General features: G+C 69.7%; 17 protein-coding genes. 6 read left to right on the plus strand and 11 right to left on the minus strand.

The window, feature by feature from the left end; translation table 11 throughout:
* The first annotated feature begins 149 nt into the window (after positions 1-149).
* Complete coding sequence (locus RF701_RS04770; protein WP_210358419.1) at positions 150-677, plus strand: MarR family winged helix-turn-helix transcriptional regulator; 528 nt, start codon at positions 150-152, stop codon at positions 675-677.
* 144 nt (positions 678-821) lie between these two features.
* Here RF701_RS04770 and RF701_RS04775 read toward each other — a convergent pair whose 3' ends face one another.
* Together RF701_RS04775 and RF701_RS04780 are read right to left on the minus strand one after the other, a co-directional pair.
* Positions 822-1,889, minus strand: a complete 1,068-nt coding sequence (locus RF701_RS04775) for an acyl-CoA dehydrogenase family protein (RefSeq protein WP_308814245.1) — start codon at positions 1,887-1,889, stop codon at positions 822-824.
* Positions 1,890-1,920: 31 nt separating this feature from the next.
* Positions 1,921-3,138 carry an acyl-CoA dehydrogenase family protein gene (locus tag RF701_RS04780; RefSeq protein ID WP_308814246.1) on the minus strand — a complete coding sequence of 406 codons (1,218 nt, stop codon included), beginning with the start codon at positions 3,136-3,138 and terminating at the stop codon, positions 1,921-1,923.
* A 170-nt stretch (positions 3,139-3,308) separates the two neighbouring features.
* Between RF701_RS04780 and RF701_RS04785 the strand changes: the two genes are divergently transcribed.
* Entirely contained in the window at positions 3,309-4,535 is a 1,227-nt protein-coding gene (locus RF701_RS04785) for an MFS transporter (protein WP_308814247.1), read from the plus strand.
* Here RF701_RS04785 and RF701_RS04790 read toward each other — a convergent pair.
* A complete protein-coding gene (locus tag RF701_RS04790) occupies positions 4,525-5,196 on the minus strand; it encodes a hypothetical protein (RefSeq protein ID WP_288936099.1) in 672 nt (223 codons plus the stop codon). The two genes, RF701_RS04785 and RF701_RS04790, sit on opposite strands and share 11 nt — an antisense overlap.
* 211 nt (positions 5,197-5,407) lie before the next feature.
* Between RF701_RS04790 and RF701_RS04795 the strand changes: the two genes are divergently transcribed.
* The 4 genes from RF701_RS04795 (at position 5,408) to RF701_RS04810 (ending at position 9,046) form a co-directional block, all read left to right on the plus strand.
* Positions 5,408-6,181 (plus strand): thioesterase family protein, encoded by a 774-nt coding sequence (locus RF701_RS04795; RefSeq protein WP_308814248.1) that lies wholly within the window; start codon positions 5,408-5,410, stop codon positions 6,179-6,181.
* A 144-nt stretch (positions 6,182-6,325) separates the two neighbouring features.
* Positions 6,326-6,865: a hypothetical protein gene (locus RF701_RS04800; protein ID WP_308814249.1), complete on the plus strand. Its 540-nt coding sequence runs from the start codon at positions 6,326-6,328 to the stop codon at positions 6,863-6,865.
* Between the two features lie 73 nt (positions 6,866-6,938).
* The gene (locus RF701_RS04805) at positions 6,939-7,658 is read left to right on the plus strand and encodes a response regulator (protein WP_203310914.1); all 720 of its coding nucleotides are present in this window, start codon (positions 6,939-6,941) and stop codon (positions 7,656-7,658) included.
* 8 nt (positions 7,659-7,666) lie between these two features.
* Entirely contained in the window at positions 7,667-9,046 is a 1,380-nt protein-coding gene (locus RF701_RS04810; RefSeq protein ID WP_308815614.1) for a HAMP domain-containing sensor histidine kinase, read from the plus strand.
* Between the two features lie 35 nt (positions 9,047-9,081).
* On the opposite strand, the gene RF701_RS04815 is transcribed toward RF701_RS04810, so the two are convergent.
* The 8 genes from RF701_RS04815 to RF701_RS04850 all read right to left on the minus strand — a co-directional run bounded on the left by RF701_RS04815 (position 9,082) and on the right by RF701_RS04850 (position 19,279).
* Positions 9,082-10,362 (minus strand): MFS transporter, encoded by a 1,281-nt coding sequence (locus RF701_RS04815; protein ID WP_308814250.1) that lies wholly within the window; start codon positions 10,360-10,362, stop codon positions 9,082-9,084.
* A gap of 135 nt (positions 10,363-10,497) precedes the next feature.
* On the minus strand, positions 10,498-12,810 hold the full coding sequence (locus RF701_RS04820; protein WP_308814251.1) for a GH92 family glycosyl hydrolase: 2,313 nt from the start codon (positions 12,808-12,810) through the stop codon (positions 10,498-10,500).
* Between the two features lie 63 nt (positions 12,811-12,873).
* Complete coding sequence (locus RF701_RS04825; RefSeq protein ID WP_287980609.1) at positions 12,874-13,638, minus strand: Crp/Fnr family transcriptional regulator; 765 nt, start codon at positions 13,636-13,638, stop codon at positions 12,874-12,876.
* A 116-nt stretch (positions 13,639-13,754) separates the two neighbouring features.
* Positions 13,755-14,882 (minus strand): glycosyltransferase, encoded by a 1,128-nt coding sequence (locus RF701_RS04830; RefSeq protein WP_308814252.1) that lies wholly within the window; start codon positions 14,880-14,882, stop codon positions 13,755-13,757.
* Positions 14,879-15,961, minus strand: coding sequence for a glycosyltransferase (locus RF701_RS04835; protein ID WP_308814253.1), 1,083 nt, complete (start codon positions 15,959-15,961; stop codon positions 14,879-14,881). Before RF701_RS04835 ends, RF701_RS04830 begins: the two co-directional genes overlap by 4 nt.
* The gene (locus tag RF701_RS04840) at positions 15,958-17,067 is read right to left on the minus strand and encodes a glycosyltransferase (protein WP_308814254.1); all 1,110 of its coding nucleotides are present in this window, start codon (positions 17,065-17,067) and stop codon (positions 15,958-15,960) included. The genes RF701_RS04835 and RF701_RS04840 overlap by 4 nt, the downstream gene beginning before the upstream one ends.
* A complete protein-coding gene (locus RF701_RS04845; RefSeq protein ID WP_308814255.1) occupies positions 17,064-18,209 on the minus strand; it encodes a glycosyltransferase family 4 protein in 1,146 nt (381 codons plus the stop codon). Before RF701_RS04845 ends, RF701_RS04840 begins: the two co-directional genes overlap by 4 nt.
* Positions 18,206-19,279 (minus strand): SDR family NAD(P)-dependent oxidoreductase, encoded by a 1,074-nt coding sequence (locus RF701_RS04850; RefSeq protein ID WP_308814256.1) that lies wholly within the window; start codon positions 19,277-19,279, stop codon positions 18,206-18,208. Before RF701_RS04850 ends, RF701_RS04845 begins: the two co-directional genes overlap by 4 nt.
* Positions 19,280-19,317: the final 38 nt, after the last annotated feature.

The raw sequence follows: 19,317 nt of genomic DNA on the forward strand, positions 1-19,317 counted from the left end.
GGACGGCGCCGCATGTAGCTCAGATTTCGATTTTGTTCCCGCCTGTCGGAAATTTTATAAGTTTAGGGTGCGGATGTTGTCCTTCGGCGTCGTCATGACGTCATGGGACGACGCTGGCGTCGTTCCTGCTAGGAGACGAGACGCGAGGCATGTCCGACACGATCAAACCGCCCCCCGCCCAATTCCTGCGCGACGACGTCATTCGCGGCGGGATGGACCTGTTGCTGTTCGCCCATAAGTCGCACCTGCGCCATTCGGACGCCGAACTCGCGGCGCTCGGCCTGGGGCGCGCCCATCATCGCTGCCTCTATTTCATCGGGCGGCAACCGAACCTCTCGGTCGGCGACCTGCTGTCGCTGCTCGGCGTGACCAAGCAGTCGCTGGGCCGCGTGCTCGGCGCGCTGATCGAACGCGGGCTGGTCGAGCAGCGGACGGGCGAGACGGACCGTCGCCAGCGGCTGCTGCGGCTGACGCCCGCCGGCGATGCGCTGGAGCGCCGCCTCTTTTCGGGCCTGCACCAGAACATGAGCCGCGCCTATGCCGCATCGGGGGAGGAAGCGGTGACCGGCTTCTGGACGATGATGCAGAACCTGATGAGCGACGAGGCGCAGCGTCAGTTCGCCGCCTTCCACGCCGTGCCCGGCCGTACCGGCGAGATGATGGCCGCGGCGCACTGATCGCAGGCCGGGCGGCGCACGGCCGGGGGGACCGGCGCCGCCCTTGCGCTCCATGCGCCGCCCGATAGCCGGCCCCTGCATGTCTCGACCGGTGGCGCGGTCAGCGCGACGGCGCGCCGCCGCGCACGAAGCGCGGCTGCTGCCTCAATAGCCCGCCAGCCGGCCGAAGCGGTCGCGGTGCCAGGCGGCGTTGCCCCACATCGCCTCGAGCACGGCGGCGCGCTTCAGGTAGAAACCGGCGTGATGCTCGTCGGTCATGCCGATGCCGCCATGCAGCTGCACCATTTCGCGGCTGACGAGCTTCGTGGTCTCGCCGCCGACCGCCTTGGCAAGGCTGACCAACTGCGCGACGTCGGATCGGCCCGCGTCGATCGCCTCCAGCGCGCCCTCGACCACCGAGCGCATCAATTCGAGCTCGGTGAACATCTTGGCCATGCGATGCTGCAGCGCCTGGAAGGTGCTGAGCGGCTGACCGAACTGGACGCGCGTCTTGAGATAGGCGTTGGTGTCGTCGAACGCCTGACCGGCGAGGCCGAGCATCTCGGCGGTGACGAGCGCGGCGGCCCGGTCGCAGATCGCGGCCGTCAGCGCCTTGTCGCCGAGCCGCACGGCGGGCGCCGCATCGAAACGGACGTCGGCGTGGCTGCGGCTGTCGGCCATGCGGCGCGGCGTTCTGGAGACCGCCGCATCGCCGGCGACGAGATAGAGGCCGTCCGCCGCCGCGACGACGAAGGCATGCGCCCCGTCCCCCTCGGCGACGAACATCTTCGTGCCCGTCAGCCGCCCGTCCGCGACGACCGTTGCGAGCGCCTCCGGATCGTGCAGCGGTCCCTCGTCGACCGCGAGCGCGACAATCGCCTCGCCGGCCGCGATGCGGGGCAGCCATGCCGCCCTGGCCTCGGCATCCTCGCCCATCGCGATCGCGCTCGCAGCGGCGGCGGTCGCGGCGAGCGGCGTCGCCGTCAGCGTCCGGCCGAGCTGTTCGAGCACGAGCCCCAGCGACAGATACCCCATGCCGGCGCCGCCATCCGCCTCCGGCACGACGATACCGGGCCAGCCCATCTGGCCGACCTCCGCCCAGACGGCGGGATCGAAGCCGGCGGGCGGCGCGGCGTCGCGCAATGCGCGAAAGGCGGCGACGGGCGATTCCTTGTCGGTCCAGCTCTGCGCCATGTCGCGCAGCATCGTCTGGTCTTCGGTCAGCACGGCCATGTCTGTTGCTCCGTTCTCCGCGGCGCGGCGATCACTGGTGGTCGAGCATCCCGAGGATGCGCTTGGCGACGATGTTGTTCTGGATCTCGGTCGAGCCGCCGTAGATCGAGACGGCCTTGCCCCACAGCCAGGTGCGGGTCTGGGTCAGTTCCTCCTCGCTGAAGCCCTCGCCCTCCCAGCCTAGGCCGTTCATGCCCATGATCTCGATGGCGAGTTCCGCGCGCTCCTGCGTGATCCTGGCGCCGACGTTCTTCATGATCGACGAGGTCGCGGACGGCCCCTGGCTTGCCTTCGCCTCCAGCGCGGCGCGGCGCAGCGTCAAGGCGAAGGCGCGTACGTCCATGTCGTGGCGGATCAGCCGCGCGCGCAGATCCGCGTCCGCGAGCCGCCCCCCGGCGTCGACGCCGCGGTAGCGCTTGGCGATCTCGCCGAGCGGTGTCCCGGCGAGAAGACGCCCGGTCGAGCCGCCGCCCGACAGGCTGGAGCGTTCGTGCTGGAGCAGGCGCTTGCCGATCGTCCAGCCCTCCCCCTCGCGGCCGACGAGATTCTCCTTGGGCACCTTCACGTCCGTGAAAAACGTCTCGCAGAAGGGCGAGGCGCCGGAAATGAGGCGGATCGGCTTCACCTCGACGCCCGGCGCGTCCATGTCGATCAGCAGGAAGCTGATCCCCTCGTGCTTGCGCGTCCGGTCGGTGCGGACGAGCGCGAAGCACTTGTCCGCCCACTGGCCGCCGCTGGTCCAGGTCTTCTGGCCGTTGACGCGATAATGGTCTCCGCAATCCTCGGCGAACGTCTGCAGGTTGGCGAGGTCGGAGCCCGCGCCCGGTTCGGAATAGCCTTGGCACCAGCGGATCTCGCCGCGCGCGATCGGGGGAATGTGCTCGCGCTTCTGCGCCTCGCTGCCATATTCGAGCAGCGTGGGGCCGAACATCATCACGCCCATGCCGCCGATCGGGTTCCACGCGCCGATCCGTGCCATCTCCTCCGCCAGGACGCGCGCCTCCGCACGCGACAGGCCGCCGCCGCCATAGTCGCGCGGCCAGGTCGGCACGCCCCAACCCTTCGCGCCCATCGCCTCGCGCCAGCGGCGCTGGTCGTCCGTCTCCTCAACCGGCCCCTCCACCGCGGACATCGCATTGTCCTTGTGCGCCAGCGCGGAAGGGAAGTTCGCGGCCAGCCACGCGCGCGCCTCCGCGCGGAAGGCGTCAAGCGGATCGGCGGGGGCGTCGGGCGCGGCAAGCGTGGCCATCGGCATCTCTCCTCAGCCCGATTCAGAAGATCGGGTATGCTGGACGGGCATCGCACGGATGCGCGCGCGATGCAAATGCATCGAACCGGTGGATTGGCGGAGGGGCACCGACGGTCTACACCGGCTCGAAGGGCGGCAAGGCGACCCATCCGGCGGCAAGGGGAAGAAGCATGCGATTCGAGCATCGGGCTATCCCGATCGTCCTCGCCGCCGTCGTCGTCGACGTGATCGGGCTGGGCATCGTCATGCCCGTGCTGCCGGCGCTGGTGACGCATCTTGGCCGGATGGATCTGGCGCAGGCCACGCGCGTGTCCGGCTGGCTGCTCGCCGTGTTCGCGATCGGCCAGTTCGTCGCCGGTCCGATCCTCGGCAACCTGGGCGACCGCTTCGGGCGACGGCCGGTGTTGATGGCGTCGATGGTCGCCTTCAGCCTCGATTATCTGCTGATGGCGGCGGCGCCGACGCTCGCATGGCTGTTCGTCGGGCGCGCGATCGCGGGCGTCGCCGGCGCGACGTTCGGGCCGGCGGGCGCGGTGATCGCTGACACGACGCCCGCCGACCGGCGTGGCCCGATCTTCGGCCTGCTGGGCGCGGCATTCGGCGTCGGCTTCATCCTCGGCCCGGCGCTGGGCGGTATCGCCGCCGGCTGGGGCACCCGCGCGCCCTTCGTCGTCGCCGCGGCGCTCGCCGCGCTCAACGCCGTGGCGATGGCGCTCTTCCTTCCCGAGACGCTCGCACCGGAGAACCGCCGGCCGTTCCGGCTGCGGGACGCACATGTCGTCGACGCGTTCAAGCCGCTGTTCGCCGCCGGCAATGCGACGCCGCTGCTGGTCGCCTGGTTCCTGTGGCAATTGGGCAATACCGTCTACCCCGCGACCTGGTCGTTCTGGGCGGCGATCCGGTTCGGCTGGAACGCCACGGCGATCGGCTGGAGCCTCGCCTGGGTCGGCTTCCTCAGCGTGGTCGTCCAGGTGGGGCTGACGCGGCGCGTGCTCGCGCGGGTCGGCGAGCGCAACGCGGCGGTCATCGGCCTGTTCAGCGCCACCGCGACACTGATCGCCTATGCCTTCACGACGCAGGGATGGCAGGTCTATGCGTTCTTCCTGCTCGGCTGCCTGGGCGCCTTCGCCTATCCGGCGATGAACGCGACGCTGTCGCGCATGGTCGACGCAACGCGGCAGGGTGCGCTGCAGGGCGGCATCGGATCGATGAATTCGGTCGCGGCGATCCTGGGGCCGCTCATCGCCGCGCAGAGCCTGGGCTGGGGCGCCGCCCACGGTTTCGACGGCGCCGCGTTCATGGTCGCCGCCGCGCTGATCGGCAGCGCGGCGTCGATCATCTGGCTGCGCGTACCGACGGCATCGCCAGCGCCGGAGTCGCCGGCGATCAGTCGCTGATCGTCCAGCCCTGCGCGCTGCGGCCGCGCACGCCCTGCTGCGCGAGCAACAGGCTCTGATAGCTGGTCGGCGGCACGGCCACGGGGACGAAGGCGGCGGTCTCGACGGGGGCGATACGCACCGGTGCGGCGACCATGACCGGCAGGCGTGGCGCGACGCCGCGCATGGCGACCCGATCGACCGTGAAGGCATGGAATTCCTGCCCCGCTGCGAAGCGCGCGTGCTTGCCCTTGACGAACGCGCCTGCGACGATGCCGCCGAACGCCACCGCCCCAATCGTCGCCGCGGTCGCGCCGTCCCCTTCCGCGCGGAAGCGCCCCGTCACGGGGATGGAGCGGCCCTCGACCTCGACCGATCGCAGCGCGATCTCCAGCTTGCCGGACCGCCCATAGGCGCCCTTGCCGGAGCGAACCGCCACCTCTCCGACGCCGGGCGTACCCTGCGGGATGAGCAGGCGGCCATCGGCGTAGACATCCCGACTGACGGTGACGCCGAACCGCTGGCCGACGTGCGCGCCCGCGGAACTGAGGTCCTGATCCAGCGTGACGGCGATGTCGCTATGCGCGGGCAGCGCGGCCTCCTGCGCCTGTGGCGTCGCCTGTGCCGGCATGGCCAGCGCCGCCGAGACGAGCCCCAAAGCGACCTTCCCCAAATTCGCCATCGTTCCCGCGCCTCCCATGCGCCGTCATGTCCATACGGTGCGTATCTAGGCGAAAGGCCTTCGCGAGCGATGAAGCGCGATCGTTAACGCCGCGCTTACCATAGCCATCGCCGACGTAACCGAATTCTGGTTTTCGACGATTGCGTATGGTCGTGACGGCCAAAGCCGCCTAGCGTCGCGCCATGCTCGAAAACCGCGAATCCGACCTGCCATGACGGGCCTCAAGACGATCCTCGACACGCTGGAGCCTGCGCCGGACGGGTGGCGCGGGACGATCCCGGAGACCTGGCTGCAGGGGAGGACGTGCTACGGCGGCCTGTCGGCAGCCCTCGCGCTGCACGCGGCGCAAGCCTCGGACGTCGACCTGCCGCCGCTTCGTTCTGCGCTGGTGGCGTTCGTCGGCCCGTTGAGCGGAACCGTCGTCGTCCGCGCGACGCGGCTGAGGCGGGGGCGCAACGCCGCCTTCGTGCAGGCGGATGTCGAGGGCGAGGCCGGGCTGGGCCTGCGCGCGACGTTCGTGTTCATGGCGCCCGTGCCGTCGCGCGTCGATCACCGCGTCGAGGCGCCCCTGCCCTTTGCGGTGCCGGAACCAGGAGCGCCGACGCAGAACGGTCACCCCGCCGTGCGCTTCTCGCAGAATTTCGACATGGTCGACGACGTCGCCGGCACCGGCCCGGCGGAATGGCGGCGCTGGGTGCGGCTTCGCGACCGCGACGGCCTGGACCCGGCCGTGGAGCTCATCGCCGTCGCGGACTGCCTGCCGCCCGCCGCGCTGAAACTGATCGGCGGTCCCGCGCCGGTCAGTTCGATGACCTGGCAGCTCAACCTCCTCGATACCCCGACACTGCCGCGCGACGGTTGGTGGCTGCTGGAAAGCGCCACCGATCATGCCCGGGCCGGTACGTCGAGCCAGCGCATGGCGATCTGGTCTCCGGATGGCGGCCGTATCGCGGAGCAGATGCAGAGCGTCGCGCTGTTCGGGTAGGCCTCGTCCGGGCGCAAGGTCGCGGCCGACGCGACAATTTGCGACATTCGCGCAGTCGCCCGACACAAGCATGGGACATAACGATGGCAAAGGAGGCGCGAGCGTAGACGGGATGGGCCCGCTGCGCCGGAGATCCTGATCCGCATGCGTATCCCCTTCATCACGCTGGCGATCGCCGCGAGCGGCTTTGCCGCGACCCTTGCGTCCGCGCAGACCGCGGTGCCCCCGGCATCGTCGCCTCCGCCGCCCGGCGGCGCCATGATGCGCGCCGATGCCAATCACGATGGCGTGGTGACGCGCGACGAGGCGCTCGCCGAGGCCGGCGCCCGCTTCGACGCGATGGACGCCAACCACGACGGCTCGCTTTCCGCGGCGGAGCGCCAGGCGTTCCGCGCCTCGATGCGCGCCCGCTGGCGGGGGCAGATGACCGGCAACGCGGCGCCGCCGCCTGCGCCACCGGCTCCACCGACCCCTCCCCAGCCCGCTGCCGGCGGGAACGACGATGGTCCCGCGGTCGCGCGGGCGGACTATGTCGCGCGGGCCGGCATGCGGTTCGATCGCATGGATGCCAATCACGACGGCAAGCTCGACGCGACCGAGATGACGCAGGCGCGTCCGTACGGGCGTCGTGGCATGCGTGTTGGCGACGCACCGCCGCCCCCGCCCCCCGCCGACGCACAGTGACGGATCCGGACCGGGCGGCCGCAGGACGCCCGGCCAGCTTGCGGGAGGGCGCACGATGACTAATGCGGACGGAATGGGAGACATGCCGCATCTGCTGCTCGTCGACGACGAGCGCTCGATCCGCGAGCCACTCGCGCATTACCTGACCCGGCAGGGCTTTCGCGTCACGCAGGCGGCGGACGCCGAAAGCGCCCGCACCCGGCTGGCGGCCTATGCCATCGATCTCGTGATCCTCGACATCATGATGCCGGGCGAGGACGGCCTGTCGCTGTGCCGCCACATCGCCGCGACGAGCGATACGCCCGTCATCCTGCTGACCGCCAAGGCGGAGGAGACCGACCGCATCGTCGGCCTTGAGATGGGCGCGGACGATTATGTCGTGAAGCCATTCAGCCCGCGCGAGCTGGCCACGCGGGTCAAGGTGGTGCTGCGTCGCCTGACCGCGGGCGGCACGCGCCAGCACGCACCGGAGAGCGGCTCCTATGCCTTCGCCGGCTGGGTGCTGAAGACGGGCGAGCGGACGCTGGTGGATCGCGAGGGCGTGTCGGTGCCCCTGTCGACGGGCGAGTACAATCTGCTGCTCGCGCTCGTCACCCGGCCGCGCCAGGTGTTGACGCGCGACCAGCTGCTCGACCTGACGCAGGGGCGCGAGGCAGCGGCCTTCGACCGCGCGATCGACAATCAGGTCAGCCGTCTTCGCCGCAAGATCGAGACGGACGCTAAGGCGCCGGAAATCATCAAGACCGTGTGGGGCGGTGGCTATACGCTGGCGGCGGAAGTCACGCGGCTGTGAGCGGCGCGATGGACGGCGCGGCGAACGGCGCGACGCGGCGCCTGTGGCGGCCGCGCACGCTGGCCGGACAGCTCGCGCTGCTCGTCGCGATCGGCCTGTTCATCGCGCAGGCGATCAACTTCGGCCTGCTGCTGCGCGAGCGGCGGGGGCTGCGCCTGGAGCAGACGACCGGGCCTGTCGTGGCGCGGCTGATCGACGCGGTGGAGCGATCGGTGCGGCCCGGACGACTGCGCGGCGACCGCGAGACGCACGCGCGGGTGCGCCGCTACGCCGCCAATCCGATACCCACTGCCGCGCAGCGGCTGCCCGAGGTCGAGGTCGCGCTGCGCGAGGCGCTGGCGGAAACGGGCCTGCGGCCGGGCCGGATCGTGACCGGCCTCGGTCGCATTGATCCGGCGAACCCCTGGCTGCGGCGCATGCCGCTCAAGCGCGCGGAGCGCCTCATCGCGCGCGGCGCCGAGCTGCGCATCGCGGTCGAGCGGCCAGGACAGGACTGGCTGGTGCTCAACACCTTCTGGTTGAGCGACGACCGCGACCTGGTGTGGCGGCTGGCCGGGCAGACGGCGGTCCTCTATCTGCTCGTGCTGGTGCCGCTCCTGCTCGCGGGACGCCAGCTGTCCCGCCCCCTGCGCGAACTGACGCGCGCAGCGGAGCGATTCGGCCCGCGCGACGAGGGTGAGGCCGTACCGCCGAGCGGTCCGGAGGACGTGCGCCAGCTCATCACCGCGTTCAACGACCTACGGCTCCGCGTCACCGCGATGCTCGACGAGAAGGACCGCATGCTGGGCGCGATCGGCCATGACCTGCGTACGCCGCTCGCCGCGCTGCGCGTGCGTATCGAATCGGTGGAGGACGACGCCGACCGCGCACGGATGGCGGACACGATCGCGGAGATGAACCGGACGCTCGACGACATATTGTCGCTGGCGCGGATCGGGCGGCCAAGCGAGGCCCCGACCGAGGTCGATCTCGCCGCGCTGGTCGATGCGGTGGTCGAGGATTTTCGCGATCTGGGGCAGAATGTCGCCTTCGAGGAGGCGGCGCGGCTAAAGATGCGGATGCGACCCGCGCTGATGCGGCGCGCGATCCGCAACCTGATCGAGAATGCGGTGAAATATGGTGGCGGCGCGGAGGTGCGGCTGGTCGTCTCGGCGCGCGAGGTGGCGATCGAGGTCGCGGATCGCGGCCCCGGCATCCCCGACGCCCGGCTGGACGACGTGTTCGACCCCTTCACGCGGCTGGAGACCTCGCGCAATCGCGACACCGGCGGCATCGGCCTGGGCCTGGCGCTGGCGCGGACGATCGTGCGCCAGGCGGGCGGCGACATCCGCCTCGCCAACCGCGACGGCGGCGGGCTGTGCGCGACGATCGCGCTGCCGCGCGGCTAGGGCGTGAATTACCTCTGGTAAGGCGGTGCCGAGCCTCAGTCCTCCACGATCGCGCTGTCGACGCGCGTGTCGCGCATCCGCCAATAGGTGACGAGCGAGACGGCAATCATCGCCGTGACATACCAGTAGAAGGCGTTCTCGGCGCCGGCCCACTTCAACCAGAGCGCGACATATTCTGCCGTGCCCCCGAACGCGGTATTCGCGAGCGCATAAGGCAAGGCGACGCCAAGGGCGCGGACGTGCGCAGGGAACAGCTCCGCCTTCACCACCGCGTTGATCGCGGTGTAGCCGGTGACGATCAGAAGCGCGACCATCACCAGCGCGAAGGCGAGTACCGGGCTGCGCACGGTTTCCAGCAATGTGAAGATCGGCACCGTCGCGATCATGCCGGCGATGCCGAAGCCGATCATCAGCGGGCGGCGGCCGATCCGGTCTGAAAGGGCGCCGGCGAGCGGCTGGAGCGCGGCATAGAGCGCCAGGGCGCCGGTCATGATCCAGGTCGCGGTCTCGCGGTCGAAGCCCGTCGTGTTGACGAGGAACTTCTGCATGTAGGTCGTATAAGCGTAGAAGGCGAGCGTGCCGCCGGCGGTGAGCAGCACCACGGTCGCCGCCTCGCGCGGATGACGGCTGAACAGCAGCCAGCCGCTCGACCGGGGCTTGTCGCGGGCATTCTCGAACGACTGCGTTTCCGCGAGGCCGCGGCGGATACGAAAGACGAGGATCGCGAGCAGGCCGCCGAGCGCGAACGGCAGCCGCCAGCCCCAGGCCTCCAGTTGCGCCTCGCTGAGCACCGCCTGCAGCAGCAAAAGGGTGAAGAGGGCGAGCAACTGCCCCGCGATCAGCGTGACATATTGGAAGGACGAGAAGAAGCCGCGGCGGTCCCGGCCAGCCATTTCGGACAGATAGACCGCGCTCGCGCCATATTCGCCGCCGACGCTGAGCCCCTGCATCAGCCGGGCGACGACGAGGAGCGCCGGTGCGCCCCAGCCGATCGTCGCATAGCCGGGCGACACCGCGATCAGCAGCGCGCCCGCGCACATCAGCGTCACCGACAGCGTCAACCCTGCCTTGCGCCCGTAGCGGTCGGCGTAGATGCCCATGATCCACGCGCCGACCGGCCGCATCACGAAGCCGACCGCGAAGATCGCCGCGGTGTTGAGCAGCTGCGCGGTCGGATCGCCCTTCGGAAAGAAATGCGGGGCGAAATAGAGGCCGAAGGCGGAATAGACGTACCAGTCGAACCATTCGACCAGATTGCCCGCCGACCCGCCGAGGATCGAGCGCAGACGATGATGGCGGTCGGGTCGATCGGTCATGGCAGGATCATAGCCCGCCCGGCCGCAGCGTCACCCCCTTCGCGAGGCGCCTGCTACCAGGATGAGAACAGGACGTGGCCATGCCCCCGGCCGATGCCCCGATCGGTGCCGCAGCGCAGCCGGTAATGCGCCTCGTCAATAGGGCGTCATCGAATAGGGCCGGTCCGCCTTGGCGGTCGCCCAGGCGCGGTTCGGCGTTGCCTGCATGGCGAATCGCAGCTCGCCGCCCGCCATGATCTGCTGATGCGTCAGGTAGCTGCGCTCGAGCGCCTTGCCGTCGAGCGTGACGCGGCCGACATAGCGGTTGGCGTCGCTCAGCCCGTCGGCGACGATCACGAACCGCTTTCCGTTGGGCAGCCCCAGCGTGGCGCGGCGCACGAACGGGCGTCCGATGACATATTGTCCGGAAGCCGGCGTGACCGGGTAGAAGCCGAGCGCGGTAAAGACGAGCCAGGCCGACATCTGGCCGAGGTCGTCGTTGCCGGACAGGCCGTCCGGCGTCGGCTTGTACTGGCTGGCGACGATCTGGGCGAGCCGCTCCTGCGTCCGCCACGGCTGACCGGCGAGCACGTAGAGATAGGCGACGTGGTGGCTCGGTTCATTGCCGTGGATATACTGGCCGATCAGCCCGGCGATGTCTTCCGCATGGCTGTAGTCCAGCTTCGAATTGTCGTAGTCGAACATGGCATCGAGCTTGGCCACGACCTTCGCGTCGCCGCCGAGCAGGCGGAACAGGCCACCCTGGTCATGCGGCATGAACCAGCTATATTGCCAGGCATTGCCCTCCGTATAGTCGGAGCCGTAGTTGATTGCGGTCGGATCGAACGGCGTGCGGAAACTGCCGTCACTCTTGCGCGCGCGCAGGAAGCCGGTTTCGCCATCGAAGCTGTTGCGCCAGTTGGCGGCGCGCGGATCGAAGGTGGCGGCGATGTCCAGGCGCCCCATGGCACGCGCCATCCGGGCGATCGTCCAGTCGTCATAGGCATATTCGACCGTCTTGGACGCCGCTTCGGGCTCCTTGTCGATCGGCACATAGCCGCGCTTCATATACTCGCCCAGGCCGCCATAGGGCGCGTAGGTCGCGCTCGCGACCATGGCGTCGAGCGCCTCGCGGGCGTCGAAGCCGCCAATCCCCTTCAGATAGGCGTCGGCGATCACCGGCACGGCATGATAGCCGATCATCGTCCACGTCTCGCGACCCGCGAACTGCCAGACCGGCAGGATGCCGTCGGGGCTGTAGCGACGGCTGTCGACCAGCGAGCGGACGACGTCGGTCGACGTCTGCGCCGGCTGGATCAGGGTCAGCAGGGGATGTTCGGCGCGGAAGGTGTCCCACAGCGAGAAGGTCGAGCGGAAGGTGTAGCCCTCGGCGCGGTGCACCTGATCGTCCGGACCGCGATACCGCCCATCGGCGTCGCTCCAGACGCTGGGGGCGAGCAGACTGTGGTAGAGCGCGGTGTAAAGGCTGGTGCGCATCGGCGCGTCGGCATCGATCTCGATCGCGCCGAGCGCCTTGGTCCAGGCGGCCCGCGTCGAGGCGAGGATCGCGTCGAAGCCGCCGGGCTCGGCGTCCAGATTGGCCACCGCCCCCGCCTCGTCGACACCCGACAAGGCGACGCGAACCTCGAGCGACTGCAGCTTTCCGAAGTCGAGCCGCGCCTCCAGCTGCCGCCCGAGCTTTTCCGCGACCGCGTCGCTGCCCCGCCCCGGCCCCGCGAACCCGCTATAGGGTATGCGGCTGTCGCGATCGACGAAGGCGTGATCGGCGAGCGGCGCGGAGAAGCGCATCGCGAAGAAGAGCTTGCGCCCCGGCGCCCAGCCGCGCGTCTCGCGGAAGCCGGTCAGCGTGCCGTCGCGGCGCAGATGCAGGCCTGACCAGAGGATCTTGCCGGGATAATTGTACAGCGACGAGCGCAGATCGATGACGAGGTGCGCGGGCTTTCCCCAAAAGGTGTAGCGGTGCACGCCGACGCGGGTGCCGGCGGTAAGTTCGGCGCGCACGCCGTAATCGTCCAGCATGACCGAGTAATAGCCGGGGCCGGCAGCCTCGCGGGCGTGATCGAAGGCAGAGCGATACCCGGAATGCCGGACCGCCGGGTCGCCAGGATCCATCTTCACGTCATCGCCCGCGACGGGCATGACCAGCACGTCACCGAGATCGGAATGGCCCGCGCCGGAGAAGTGCGTGTGGCTGAACCCCTGGATGGTCGGGTCTTCGTAGCGATAGCCGGCGGCGTGTCCGTAGCATTGGCGGATCTCGCAACCGGTATCCGTGTCGGGGCTGAGTTGCACCATGCCGAACGGTGCCGTGGCACCGGGGAAGGTATGACCCTGTCCGCCCGTGCCGATGAACGGTCGCGTCGGGGGCAAGGGATCGCGACGGGCCGTCTGTCCGAGGGCTGTCGATGCGACGAGCATACCGCCCGCGGCGAGGAGGAAAGCGCGCATATCCCGCGTTAGAGCATGGCCAGCCGCGGCTGGAAAGGGTGTGCCGTCGCTAAGCTGCTGCGATCAGGGGCACTTCCATGCGCTGCAATCTGAAAAGAGATAGTCCGGCTCGAACTCCGCAACGATCGCGAGACGGCGTTGATCGAGGATCTCCACCTGCCCTTCACGAAACACCAGCAGTTCCTGCTCGCGGAGGACGCGCAGCGTACGATTGACGTGCACGCCGGTAAGGCCACAGGCCTCCGCCAGGTCGGGCTGGGTCAGCGGCAAGCCGAAGCGCCCGTCGCGCGCGAGTCCGACCATTTCCATGCGGGCGTTCAGCTCGCAGAAGAAGTGGGCGAGCCGCCCTTCCGCCCCCAGACGCCCGATCCGGAAGATCCACTCGCGGTGCATCGCCGCATCGGTCAGCGTCGAATACCACAACATCCGCGTCAGCCGCGGATGGTCCTCGGTGATCCGGGTCAGGACCTGGTGATCGAAGAGAGCGACCTTGACCGGTCCGAGCGTACCGACGTCATGATCGAGACGACCGGTGGGAAAGCCGTGGAGGTCGACGAAATCGCCGGGAACCTGGATCGACACGATCTGACGATATCCCTCGCGGTCGTCCATGTAGCGGCTGACGTATCCCTCGACGAGGAACATGCTGCGCTCCACGGGCTCGCCGCGCCGGACGAGGAGGTGGCGGGGCGGGAAGGTCTTCACCTCGCCGGCCGCATCTTCCAGGACGCGGCACTCGTCGGACGTCATTCGATGCCGGCCGCGGCCCATCAGGAAGCGGCCCGTCAATGGATAGCTGACCAGATCGTCGCCAGGATCGTCCCTCATGGGGCGCTAAACCGATACGATCGCGCAACGTTCCCTGCCCGGACCTTTACCGGCGCCAGAGGATTGCGAGGATGGGCGGATCGATCGAGCGCGCAGCGGATCGAAGCCCAAAGCCGCTAGACCGAAACGCGCTCGACCGGCGCGGTGGCCGGCGATCTTAACCGGTCGCGCGACGGCCGATCCGTCCGCGCCTTGCCGTCGATGGCCTCGCGCAGATGCGCTTCGAGTTCGACTGCCCGGTGATCGGAGTCATGCGCGGCGAGCACGCGGGCGCGAGCGGCATGGCCCATCGCCGTCGCATCGCGGGCCAGCGCGGCGATCACCTGGTCCGTCGTATCCGCCAGGATGATCTCGCGGTCGGGCGCGAACAACTGGTCCAGCCCGTGCCAGCGGTCTGAGATGATCGGGGTCGCGCAGGCGGCGGCCTCGAACAGCCGTACGGAGGGCGACCAGCCGGCCTCGATCATGTCGGCACGGGTGACGTTGAGGGTAAAGCGACTCGCGGAATAGAAATCGGCATGCTCGGCCGGCGGCAGGTGCGCGATCCGCTCGACATTCGCAGGCCAGTCGATCGTCGCGGGATATTGTGGCCCCGCGACGGCGAAGCGACGATCCGGACAGGCGCGCGCAACATCGATCAGCAGCCGCCTCAGCGTCGGCTGTCGATCGTCGCTGTAGGTGCCGAGATAGGAAAGGTCCCAGCGGACGGGAACGTCGCGCGGGCGATAGGCCCGGCTGTCGACGGAGCAGTAGAGCGCCCGTGCCCTCGGGCTGCCGAACTCCCGCTCGAGACGGGCGAGCGTCGGCCCGCCGGTGAAGGACAGATACAGATCGTAGCCGGGGATGACGTCGGGCGCGAGATATTCGAAGTCGCCGCGCGCGAGCTTTGCGAGCGTCACGGGGGTATCGATGTCGTAGAAGGCGGTGACGCCGCGCGCGACGCGCTGGACATGGCGACCGACCGCGACGCCGTCCGGAACATAGCTGCCGACGATCACCGCATCCGCGGTCGCGATCTCCGCGCGCCATCGGTCGAGGTCTTCGAGGTCGCGATAATAGAAGAAGCGGCAGAAGCCCGGTTCGGGAAGGTCGCGATGGTCGCCCGCATACCATGGCACCTCCCGCTCCAGGAACACTATGTCGTGCCCTCGCGCCGCGAAGGCGGCGAGCAGTGCGCGATAGGTGTTGGCGTGGCCATTGCCCCATGACGATGCGAGGCTGAGGCCGAGCACGACCAGCTTCATGCCGCAACCTCCATCAGATGGCGGCGGAACAGCATATCGACGTCGCGCGCGCGAAGGTCGTAGGTGTGTTCGGCCAGCACGCGCGCCAGCGCGGCGCGCCCGATCGCCTCCGCCCGTCCCGGAGTCAGCGCCGCAAGATGGTCGGCGACGTCCTGCGCGTCGCGGGCGACCAGAATTTCGCTGTCCGGCTTCAGGAACTGCTCGATCCCCACCCAGTCGTCGGTGATGAGGCAGGCCGCGGCGCCCGCCGCCTCGAACACGCGGGTCGCGGGCGAGAAGCCGATATGCGCCATCGAATCCCGCGCGACGTTGAGCACGGCGCGCGGCGTGCAATTGAACGCGTTGTGCTCGGCGGTGTAGACATGGCCGCGGTGGCGGACGTTGCCGGGCATGGCCTTCGTCTCCCAGCCGTTGCCACCGATCAGAAAGCTCTGATGCGGCAGCGCCGCGGCGGGCTTGAGGAAGAATTCCTCCACCCGCGCCTCGCGGTCGGGCAGCCGGTTGCCGAGGAAGGCGAGGTCGCACGCGAAGCGTTCGTCGCGCGACACCGGATGATGCGTGTCGGGGTCGAGCGCATTGTAGACAGGCACGCACCGCGCCGCGCCGAAGCCGCGATAGGCCTCCACCACCGGGGGGCCGCCGCCATAGGTGAGCACCATGTCCAGATGCGGCAGCGCGCGAAGTACGGGATGACCGGCGTCGGCGCGCATCTCGTCGAGGGTCGCGGCGGCGTCGACATCCCAGAACAGGCGCAACGCACCGGGTCGCGCATGGCGGACGATGCCGTCAAGCAGTTCCGCGTCGAATACGCCGACGCCGTTCGCCTTGACGACGATGTCCGCCCCGCCCGCCTCCGCCAGGACAGCGTTCAGGCCATCGGTCGTCGCGGGATAGACGACCGAGCGGGCATAGGGCGGCGGGTCGATATCGCGATGCTGCTGCCGGTCGAAGGCGTCGGGCTCGTAGAAGGTGATGTCATAGCCGCACGCGTGCAGCGCCTTCAGCATGCCGCGATAATAGGTGGCCGCGCCGTTCCAGTAGCTCGACACGAGGCTGGAGCCGTAAAAGGCGATCTTCATGCGGCGTCCTTTGCGGGATGGGCGGCGATCCTGGCGACGATGGCGAGCAGTTCGTCGACGCGATGCGCGCAGGTGTGGCGGGCGAGAATCGTCTCCAGGCCCGCCTTGGCGAGCGCGGCACGCGCATCGGCGTCGTCGCGCAGCAGACGCAGCGCATCGGCCATCTCGTCGCCGGAACGGACCATCAGGAGGTCCTCGCCGATGCGGAACAGTCCCTCCGTCTCCGACCAGGGCGCCGAAACGAGCGGAATGCCGCAGGCGAGCGCCTCGAACACGCGGATCGTCGGGATGCCGGGCAGCAGCGTCGCATAATAGCGGCGCGGCACATGGACGGTGGCGAGCGCGCTCGCGAACAAGGCGGGCGCGGCGGCGTTGGGCGCCCATCCGTAATAATGCGCGCCGTAGCGGGCGAGGGTCGCGCGGGCCTCGTCCGGATAGCGGACGCCATAGACGTCGAGCGGCAGGCCCGCCTCGCGCGCCGGCGCGAACAGGAAGCGTTCGAGTTCCTCGGTCCGCTCCCCGTCGCCCCAGTTGCCGATCCAGACCAAGCCCTCGCGAATGCCCTCCAGCGCGGGCGGGCGGAAGCGGCGCGTGTCGGCCGCCTCGTGCCACGTCCAGACGCGGCCGCCCCATCCCCAGCCGCGATAGACCTCGCTGAGCGTCTCGCCGAACGCGAGTACGCCGTCATAGCCGGACAGGTCGTAGGCGCGCATCTCCGCCGGTGCGCTGACCGCGCGATGATGCGTGTCGTGGAACAGCAGGGTCCAGCGTGCGCCGCGCGCCCGCAGCGCGCCCAGGTCGGCGACCACCCTATGCGCATTCCATTCATGCACGATGACCAGATCCGCGCCATCGACCAGCGCCTCGACATCGGCGTCCTCCGGATAGCTGACCGAGTTGAGTTCCGGATAGGCGGCCCGATAGGGATCGAGCCCCTCCGGGCCATGGTCCGCGAGCAGGTTGACGAGGCTCCAGCCGTTTTCGGGCGCATAGACCCGTACGTCATGGCCTCGGTCGATCAGTTCGCTGATCACGCCGCGCAGGAAATGCGCGTTGCCGTGGTTCCAGCACGAGGCGAGGCTGTGAGTGAAATAGACGATGTTCATGCGGCGACCCTGCTGGCGGACGGACGTGCGGCGATCAGTTCGCGATAGAGCGCGAGCATGCGGGCGGCGGTGGCGGCGGGCGTGTAGCGCGCGGCGCGGTCGCGGGCGGCGGCGGCCAGATCCCGGCGGCGCGCAGCGTCCAGCATCAACGCCTCGATCGCGTCACACCAGGCGGCATGATCCTCGCCCTGCGCATCGAGCGGCACGAAGAGAGCGGCCTCCTCCCACAATTCGCGAAACGTGGGGGTGTCGGACAGAACGAGCGCGCAGCCGGCCTGCGCCGCCTCCAGCACGGCGAGGCCGAAGGGCTCGAACCGCGCCGCCGACACGAAGATCGGTCGCCGGGCCAGGTGGCCGCCAAGTTGCGCGGCGGACAATTGCCCTAGCGGCCGCAGGTGGTCGAGACGTACCGTCTCGCCATGCGGCCCGCGAACCGCGCCGGCGGCCAGGAACGGGATCGGCAGGCGCGCCGCGACCCGATCGAGCAAGGCGGCGTTCTTGACCCCGTCCCACAGCCGGCCGACGGTGAGCGCAAGATCGCCGGGCGGCGCGTCCGGCTCATCCAGGCAGAGCGGGCTGCGCCCGTTGTGCACGGTGACCGGCGCCTCCGCGAGGCCGTAGCGGCGCTGGACGATCGCGCCATAGGCCGCGCTGGGTGCGACCACGCGATCGACCGCGCGCAGCCCGGTGGCGGTCAGCACACTGTGCCAGCGATAGTCGCGCGCGAGCGGGACGCCGGGCCTCGCCGCCTCCCACCAGGTGCCGACGCACCCGTGCGTGACGGCGATGGTCGGCACCGGCATCGGTCCGGCCGCCGCGAGCGTCGGCATGTTGAGCTGAACCAGATCGACGTCCAGCGCGGCCGCGAGCGCGGCGATCGCCTGTCCTGCGGCGAGCACGGGCGCCGCGTCGGCGCAGAGCCAGTCGAGCGGCAGGTCGGTTTCCATCAGCGTCACCGACCCGACCTGCGCATCCGCCCCGAGGTGGTCGTCGGGCCGGATCATTGCGCGCTGGGACGCGCTGGGCGGTGGCCCAAGGCAGGCCACGATCACCTCGATCCCACCGCGCGCCAGTGCGTGCGCGAGTTCGACGGTATATTCCCAGACGCCGCCGACCGCGTCGGAGGTGACGAGCAGCCTCATCCCGCCGCCTGCACGATCGGCGCCGGCGCGAGGATCGGCCGGTTCAGCTCGCGCTCGACCGCGAGCCATTGCGCCAGCGCCGCAACGCCGTCGCGCCAGCCCACCTTGGGCGAAAGGCCGAGCGCGGTCTCCGCCGCGCGCGTGTCGGCGACGAAATAGCGCTGGTCCCCGGCCCGCCAGTCCGAGAAGCGTACCTCCACCTCGCGGCCGATCAGGTCGCCGATATGCGCCAGCAACCGGCGGAGCGAAATGGCGTTGGCGGGGCCGCCACCCAGGTTGAAGGCGCGGCCGGCGACGCGATCGATCCGGCGCCAGGCGTTGCAATAGGCCTCCACCGCGTTCGACACGTCGAGGATGTCGCGGACCTGGCAACCGTCGCCGTAGAGCGTGATCGGCTGGCCCTCGAGCGCCCGGATCAGGAAGTGGGCGACCCAGCCCTGATCCTCCGTCCCCATCTGGCGCTGTCCGTAGATGCAGCTCATCCGGAGGACGGCGGCGGGTATGCCGTAGCTGCGCGCGTAATCGAGGACATATTGATCCGCCGACCCCTTCGACACGCCATAGGGCGTGTGGAAGTCGAGCGGGCGCCCCTCGCCCACACCATGGTCGCGCACCTCCCGGTCGAGCGGCACGTATCGCTCGCCCTCGCGCGCGAAGGCGAGATCGGCCAGATCGCCATAGACCTTGTTGGTCGACGCGAACACGAGCGGCGTCCCCTGCCCCTTGCGGCGCAGCGCCTCGAGCAGGTTGAAGGTGCCGAGGATGTTGATCTCGAGATCCTCGCGCGGATCGTCGAGACTGGTGGTCACCGCGACCTGTGCCGCCATGTGGAATACCGCCTGCGCCTCCGCGACGGCGCGGGACAAGGCGTCCGCGTCGCGGACATCCGCCCGGATCGCGGTGACCCTGCCGCCGTGACGGTCCTGCAGCCAGGCGAGGTTGCGTTCGACACCCGGCCTCGACAGGCGGTCGTAGACCATGACGTCATGGCCCTCGCCCGCCAGTCGGTCGGCGATGTTGCTGCCGATGAAGCCGGCGCCGCCCGTGACGAGGATCGGCGCCCCGGTCATGCTAACACGCCCCACAGCACGCCGGTTGCGAGCTGATG

Origin of the sequence: Sphingomonas sp. GV3, from assembly GCF_031082075.1 — a bacterium.
Lineage (GTDB): Bacteria > Pseudomonadota > Alphaproteobacteria > Sphingomonadales > Sphingomonadaceae > Sphingomonas > Sphingomonas beigongshangi.

What these genes read in the sequence shown, in the direction of transcription:
- RF701_RS04820 (WP_308814251.1), bottom strand. Translation starts at nt 12,810, where the DNA reads ATGCGCGCTTTCCTCCTCGCCGCGGGCGGTATGCTCGTCGCATCGACA.
- RF701_RS04830 (WP_308814252.1), bottom strand. Translation starts at nt 14,882, where the DNA reads ATGAAGCTGGTCGTGCTCGGCCTCAGCCTCGCATCGTCATGGGGCAAT.
- RF701_RS04815 (WP_308814250.1), bottom strand. Translation starts at nt 10,362, where the DNA reads ATGACCGATCGACCCGACCGCCATCATCGTCTGCGCTCGATCCTCGGC.
- RF701_RS04845 (WP_308814255.1), bottom strand. Translation starts at nt 18,209, where the DNA reads ATGAGGCTGCTCGTCACCTCCGACGCGGTCGGCGGCGTCTGGGAATAT.
- RF701_RS04775 (WP_308814245.1), bottom strand. Translation starts at nt 1,889, where the DNA reads ATGGCCGTGCTGACCGAAGACCAGACGATGCTGCGCGACATGGCGCAG.
- RF701_RS04785 (WP_308814247.1), top strand. Translation starts at nt 3,309, where the DNA reads ATGCGATTCGAGCATCGGGCTATCCCGATCGTCCTCGCCGCCGTCGTC.
- RF701_RS04795 (WP_308814248.1), top strand. Translation starts at nt 5,408, where the DNA reads ATGACGGGCCTCAAGACGATCCTCGACACGCTGGAGCCTGCGCCGGAC.
- RF701_RS04835 (WP_308814253.1), bottom strand. Translation starts at nt 15,961, where the DNA reads ATGAAGATCGCCTTTTACGGCTCCAGCCTCGTGTCGAGCTACTGGAAC.
- RF701_RS04770 (WP_210358419.1), top strand. Translation starts at nt 150, where the DNA reads ATGTCCGACACGATCAAACCGCCCCCCGCCCAATTCCTGCGCGACGAC.
- RF701_RS04840 (WP_308814254.1), bottom strand. Translation starts at nt 17,067, where the DNA reads ATGAACATCGTCTATTTCACTCACAGCCTCGCCTCGTGCTGGAACCAC.
- RF701_RS04805 (WP_203310914.1), top strand. Translation starts at nt 6,939, where the DNA reads ATGGGAGACATGCCGCATCTGCTGCTCGTCGACGACGAGCGCTCGATC.
- RF701_RS04790 (WP_288936099.1), bottom strand. Translation starts at nt 5,196, where the DNA reads ATGGCGAATTTGGGGAAGGTCGCTTTGGGGCTCGTCTCGGCGGCGCTG.
- RF701_RS04810 (WP_308815614.1), top strand. Translation starts at nt 7,667, where the DNA reads ATGGACGGCGCGGCGAACGGCGCGACGCGGCGCCTGTGGCGGCCGCGC.
- RF701_RS04780 (WP_308814246.1), bottom strand. Translation starts at nt 3,138, where the DNA reads ATGGCCACGCTTGCCGCGCCCGACGCCCCCGCCGATCCGCTTGACGCC.
- RF701_RS04800 (WP_308814249.1), top strand. Translation starts at nt 6,326, where the DNA reads ATGCGTATCCCCTTCATCACGCTGGCGATCGCCGCGAGCGGCTTTGCC.
- RF701_RS04825 (WP_287980609.1), bottom strand. Translation starts at nt 13,638, where the DNA reads ATGAGGGACGATCCTGGCGACGATCTGGTCAGCTATCCATTGACGGGC.
- RF701_RS04850 (WP_308814256.1), bottom strand. Translation starts at nt 19,279, where the DNA reads ATGACCGGGGCGCCGATCCTCGTCACGGGCGGCGCCGGCTTCATCGGC.